The sequence below is a fragment of the Micromonospora sp. KC207 genome (genome assembly GCF_004348615.1).
GTDB lineage: Bacteria > Actinomycetota > Actinomycetes > Mycobacteriales > Micromonosporaceae > Micromonospora.
On record NZ_SMKJ01000007.1, the window covers coordinates 42,357 to 48,356 of the forward strand.

At 69.2% G+C, this 6,000-nt stretch carries 4 protein-coding genes and 1 pseudogene; 3 read left to right on the plus strand and 2 right to left on the minus strand.

All coding sequences use genetic code 11. From position 1 onward, the window contains the following. The first annotated feature begins 74 nt into the window (after positions 1-74). Positions 75-1,322 carry a GNAT family N-acetyltransferase gene (locus E1258_RS34245; RefSeq protein WP_243715117.1) on the plus strand — a complete coding sequence of 416 codons (1,248 nt, stop codon included), beginning with the start codon at positions 75-77 and terminating at the stop codon, positions 1,320-1,322. A gap of 417 nt (positions 1,323-1,739) precedes the next feature. Beyond that, positions 1,740-2,246, plus strand: a complete 507-nt coding sequence (locus E1258_RS01900) for a DUF2637 domain-containing protein (protein ID WP_243715119.1) — start codon at positions 1,740-1,742, stop codon at positions 2,244-2,246. Positions 2,247-2,266: 20 nt separating this feature from the next. Here the strand turns inward: E1258_RS01900 and E1258_RS01905 are convergent, their stop codons facing one another. Next, a complete protein-coding gene (locus tag E1258_RS01905) occupies positions 2,267-3,865 on the minus strand; it encodes an MFS transporter (RefSeq protein WP_165949601.1) in 1,599 nt (532 codons plus the stop codon). 113 nt (positions 3,866-3,978) lie between these two features. Here E1258_RS01905 and E1258_RS01910 point away from each other — a divergent pair, with 113 nt between their 5' ends. After that, positions 3,979-4,611: a TetR family transcriptional regulator gene (locus E1258_RS01910; protein WP_132396221.1), complete on the plus strand. Its 633-nt coding sequence runs from the start codon at positions 3,979-3,981 to the stop codon at positions 4,609-4,611. 25 nt (positions 4,612-4,636) lie between these two features. On the opposite strand, the pseudogene E1258_RS01915 reads toward E1258_RS01910, so the two are convergent. Further along, positions 4,637-5,514 (minus strand): annotated as a pseudogene (locus E1258_RS01915) (IS5 family transposase). Between the last annotated feature and the right edge of the window lie 486 nt (positions 5,515-6,000).

Consider the following 6,000-nt stretch of genomic DNA (forward strand, 5'->3'; position numbering starts at 1 on the left):
CCTTATTGTGCCATACCCTAAGGTGCGATTGGATCGATTTGCCTAGTTCTTCTGTTGATTCCGGCGCTACCGTTGTGATCGAAACGTTCGACTCGGCTCATTTGGATCGTGCGGCAGAAATTCTCGCCGCCCGGCATCAGCGCGACTTCGCGCTTGAGCGGGCGCTGGGCGAGCGCTTCGGCGTCCTGGAAGAGTGCCGGACCCTTCTGGAACAAGCGTGGGAAGACGGCTCTCGTGGTGCGGTTGCGGTGCGGGAAGGTGCAGTAATCGGATACCTGCTGGCCCGGGCCGGGGAGGGGCAGCGCGGCCGTCACTGTTGGACGCTGCCGCAGTGTGCCGCTTACGCCCTGGGCGAGGGTCCGGTGGTTCTGAAGCGGCTGTACGCCCATCTGTCAGGTCAGTGGGTTGCCGACGGACGCTTGCACCACTACACGGAGCCTCCTGCCGCCGATCTTCCGCTGTGGCTGACGCTCGGATTCGGGCACGAGCAGGTCCACGGCATCATGGATGTCTCCGCGAAGACCCCGGTGGAGGCGCCGCGCGGTGTCCGTCTGGCAGATCCCGCCGATATCGGTGTTCTGCAGCCACTGCTTGGCCTCATCAATGAGGCGCATGCGGCGCCCCCGGTGTTCGCGTTCACCGACCAGCCGATGTGGGACATACTGCGATCCGGTCACTTGGAGCTGTTGAATGATCCAACCGTGGCGTACTGGGTGTCCGAGGGACACGACAGCATCGATGGTTTCGTGGTCATGCGCCCTGTCCCCGACGATGAGTCCTCGATCCTCAAGCCCCGGGGCTCGGTTGAACTGTTCCTGGCCTCGACGGCTCCGCACGCTCGCGGCACGGGAGTTGGACGCAGGCTGACCGAGTGGGCGCTGGCAGACGCGGCGCACCGGGGATTCACGGTCTGCGTCACTGGCTGGCGGGCAACGAATCCGCTCTCGTCCGTCTTCTGGCCTAACCGGGGATTCCGGCCTGTCGCCTATCGGCTTCACCGCATCCTGGACCCGCGGCTCACGGGCCCCGAACACGTTTCGGGCTCTGATCGGGGCCCCGCCCTGCCGTCAGCCGTTGATGCGTTGACTCCGGTGCAGGTGGCCTCCCCGCTGGCCGGGCGGCCGTACGACCTGCGGCACGCGACGGTGTCGCTGTGGCTGAACTCCGGCGTGCCGGCAACCGCCGTCGCCGCGCGTGCCGGGCACTGCGTCTACGTGCTGCTGGTCGACGTGCTGCTGAGGGTGTACGCGAAGTGCATCGACGGCCAGGAGGCGACGGTCAATCAGCGGACCGAGGCGGCGTTGGGCGGCTCGGGTGCTTAGTCTCAGCGGCAGCCCCACCAGACCGGATCTTGACCGGGAACAGTCGGCGGCGGGGTTCCGCTGAGTGGTGGCCGGCTGGTCCCCCAGTCACGACCCGGTCGACGCCCTGCTCGAGTTGCGGCCGAGGTTGACGGCGACACGAGAAGACTGGCGCGACGTTCTCTACTGGGCGTCAGAGGAGAAATCGGAACCCGAAGGCAAAACAGAACTATCTTGACCATTTGGCCCCCAGGCAACCAGCACGGCCACGTGAGCTGCTGTGGAAACGATCGTGGTCAGCTCAGCAAGCAACTCAGGCGAGGGCCGCAACGGCGCGAGGATGTCTCGCACGTAGGGCGTGCGCTGCTTTTCGTTGGCGTCATGCCACCACTCTCCTGCTCGGGTCAGGTGGGCACGGACGGCCTCGACGCGGTGAGGATGACCATCGGCGTTCCGCCAGTCATGCCACCCCTGGCCCGGATGCTCCCCCTCGCGGCGTTACTGACCATCCGGCGGCGACGCCGCACCGGCGGCCCGGTCGGCTATCCGCTGTTCCTGCTCGTCTGCGCGGTCGCGCTGTCCCTGGCGGCGCAGCTCGCGGCGGCGAAGCCGAGTCTGTCGGGCTGGTTGCTGTCGGCCGTGCCGGTGCTGGCGTTCCTCGGCTCGTCCAAGCTCGTCTTCTCGACCGCCCCAGCGGCGGCGGTGCCCGTCGACCAGCCGACCGACACCCCTGACTGGGGAAAGTGGTCACCCGACGACACCCGAACTGAGGACAGGCCGCCCCTGCACCTCGTCGACGACGACCAAGCAGAGAGCGTCGAACCGGTCCCACCGCCGGCGGTGCCGGTGCATCGGCCAGGCTTGGTTCCCGATTCTGCGGCGGCGTTCGCACCCCGTAAGGCCCGCATCGGGGCGCCCCGTCGCCTGCGGAGCGCCCCGATGTGAGGAGAGCCTGAACTCGGCTCCTAGGCGCCGGCGTGGGCCGCCGCGGTGGTGTTCTCGCCACGCCGCACCAGCAGGGCCGCCGCGGCCGCCAGCAGCGCGATGACCGCACCCACCGTGAGCGCCGCCTGGAAGCCCGACATGAAGGCCAGGTGGCTGCCGGTCGTGATCGCGTCGGCCAGCGGCTGGGGTGCGCCCGGCGGCACCGGTGCGACGCCTTGGGCGACGTAGTCCTCGGCGGCCGTGAAGCCGGGCACCATGTCGGCCGGTACGCCCGCACTGGTCAACTTCTCCGTTAGCACGTCACCGACCCGGGTGGCCAGGATCGTGCCGAACAAGGTGGTGCCGAGCACGCCGCCGAGTTGGGCCGCCGTCTGCTGGATCCCGCCGGCGAGCCCGGCCAGGTGCACCGGCGCGTTGCCGACGATGGCCTCGGTGCTGCTGACCAGCACCATGCCGAAGCCCATGCCGATCACGATGAACCACGGCCAGAGCGACAGGTAGTCGGCCTGTACCCCGATCCGGGAGAGCGCGAAGAGCGCGACCGCGGTCAGCAGCATCCCGACCACCAGCGGCGGACGCGGGCCGTACCGGGCGGTGAGCGCGCCGGCCACGGGCGAGGCCACGATGAACGTGGCGGTCATCGGCAGCAGTCGCACGCCCGCGTCGACCGGGCTCATGCCGTGCACCTGCTGCAGGTACAGGGTGAGGAAGAAGAACGAGCCGAAGAGCGCGAAGAAGCCCAGCATCGCCAGCACGCTGCCGGCCGAGAAGGAGCGGTTGCGGAAGAGGCCGAGCGGCATCAACGGGTGGCTGGCTGTCCGCTCGCGCACGACGAACGCGGCACCGAGCACCGTCGCGCCGGCGAAGAAACCGAGCGGGACGACGTCGCCGAAGCCGTGCTCCTGTGCCTTGATCAGGCCCCACACCAGGCTGAACAGGGCTGCGGAGAGCAGCCCGACGCCGGGTAGGTCGAACGAGCCGGCGGCCTCCGGGTCGCGCGACTGCCGCACCACCCACAGGCCCAGGAGGATCGCCACCGTGGCGACCGGGCCGTTGAGGAAGAAGACCCACTCCCAGCTCGCGTTCTCCACGAGCAGACCGGCCACGATCGGGCCGCTGGCGATGGCCAGGCCGGATGTGCCGGCCCAGATGCCGATCGCCATGTTGAGCTTTTCGGCCGGGAACGTGTTGCGGAGGATAGCGAGGCTGGCCGGCTGGAGCAGCGCGCCGGCGAAGCCCTGGACGACTCGCCAGAAGATCACCATCTCGATCGAGCCGGAGAGGCCGACCGCGATCGAGGCGACCGCGAAGCCGGCGACGCCCACGAGAAAGACGGTCTTGCGGCCGAACCGGTCGGCGAGGCGGCCGGCGACGATCAGGGAGACCGCGAGGGCGAGCAGGTAGCCATTGGTAACCCACTGGAGCTGGGCGAAGTCGGCGCCGAGGTCGCGCGCGATCGCCGGGTTGGCGATGGCCACGACCGTCGCGTCGAGGCCCACGACCATCACGCCGAGGGCTACGGCCAGCAGGGTCAGCCAGGGGTGACCGTGGCCGTGGCGGCTGGGCCGCCGTACGTCGTTGTTCGGCCCGCCGGGCCGGGTCAGGGTTGCCTGTGACATGGGAGAAAATCTGTCAGTGCACGACAGATGGCGTCAACGGACTTACGCCTGATAGTGACTACTGTCATGCGGGGAATAAAGTCGGAGCTCGGCACCACCCGTACACTTTCCGCATGTCACCGAACACGACCGTGGAGGGCATGGGCCTCCGGGAGCGCAAGAAGCAGCGCACCCGAAAGGCGCTCATCGAGGCCGCCTTCGAACTCTTCGGCACCAAGGGCTTCGAGGCGACCACCGTCGACGAGATCTCCGAAGCGGTCGAGGTGTCGTCGCGGACGTTCTTCCGCTACTTCGGCTCCAAGGAAGACGTCGCGACATCGATCCAGCTGCAGCAGTTCCTGGAGGTCTACCAGGCGTTCGAGGCGCGCCCCACCCACGAGCCGGTGGTCACCGCGCTGCGCCACGCGGTCGTCGACGTTCTCCGGGCGTACGAAGGGGATGAGGCCGACGCGTCCCAGTTCGCGTGCGTGATGGACCTCGTCCAGCACAGTCCGGCCGTGATGGCCCGGAGTCTGGAGATGTGCACCGAGCAGCTCGACGAGCTGGCCCGCCGGGTGGCGGTGCGGATGGGTGTCGACCCGGTCACCGATCCGCGGCCCAAGCTCGTGGCGTCGGTGGCCAGCGCCGCGCTGCAGGTGGCCGTCCGCGCCTGGCGCGAAGACGAGCCCGACGAAAAGGTCTCTGACCTGGCCGACCGCGCGTTCGCGCTGCTAGAGGCGGGGATCAACTATCCCGCCGCAGGCTAGGCCCTAGGGCGTGTGTCGAAGTCGGTCACAGCCACTCGTTGATCGCGGCGACGTGCACGATGGCCTGGTAGCGGACGGCCAGCTTGTCGAAGCGGGTCGCGACGGCCCGGTGGCGTTCGAGCCGGTTGATGCCGCACTCCACGGCATGACGCTGCTTGTACCGATCGGGGTCGAAGGCCGGGGGCCGGCCGCCCTTCGACCCCTTCCGACGCCGGTTGGCATCCTGATCCGCCTTCGACGGGATCGTCGCGGCGATCCCTCGCCGGCGCAGGTAACGGCGGTTGGCCCTCGACGTGTACGCCTTGTCGGCCAGGACCCGAACCGGTCGGGTCCTGGGGCGGCGGGCGGCCAGGCGAGGAACACGAATAGCGGCCAGGACCGGGATGAACTGCGGACCGTCCCCACGCTGACCAGCCGTCAACACCATCGCCAAGGGCTTCTGCCCCTGCTCACACGCCAGGTGCAGCTTCGTGGTCAACCCACCACGAGAGCGACCTAGGGCATGGTCGTCCGGTTCGACGCTGACGCCGCCGGGCGCTTCGGCCTGCAGATCCCCCTTTTCCGCGCCCCGGCAGCGTGCTGGTGGGCGCGGGCGCTGGTGCAGTCCACGGACACGTCCCAGGTGATCTGCCCGGCCGCGTCGGCGAGGGCCTGTAACGCGGTGAGGACCCGCTGCCAGGTCCCGTCGCGCTGCCAACGCCGGAACAGTCCGTACACCGCCGACCAGGACCCGTAGTCCGGTGGCACGTCCCGCCACGGGGCACCCACCCGGACCCGCCACCGGATCCCGTCAATCAGCTGCCGCCTGGTTCATGACGACGGTCGACCTGGCCGCTTCGGCGCGGGCAGCAACGGCTCCAGCGCCGCCCACCGCACGTCGGTCAGGTCGTGCCGCCTCGTCACCGCCAGGGTGTCCACGAGGTCTCCGGTTTCCGGTTCTGCTTGGTCGCTGAACCACCTACCGGAGGCCTCGCCACATCTCGACCTCCGACACGCCAAACGGCCACACCAGTTCAGGCCTCACCGCCGACTTCGACACACGCCCTAAGCGGCGCTTGGACTTCTTCGTTTCCTCCGGCGCCGGCCAGAGCAGGGCGGCGACGGGTGCGCCTGGCCTCGCGCCGGCTCGGAGGTGGCGGCCGCCGGCTCGGTGGCCGGGGCGGAGGCGGAGACGTAGGCGCGGGCCGGGGCGTACGGGTGGAATTCTCCTCTGGGGTTGTTGGTCGCAGGTGGCGGGCGAGGATGCGTTGGGCGGCGAGGCGGACCTGGCGTTCTTCCCTGGGGTCCACGGCCGGTTTGCGTTGTCACCGGTGGCGGCCGTTGGTGCGGCTGGAGCGGGGTCGTCTGCAGGTGGTTGGGCGGCGGGCGTGGGGTGGGCTGATCGTTGGG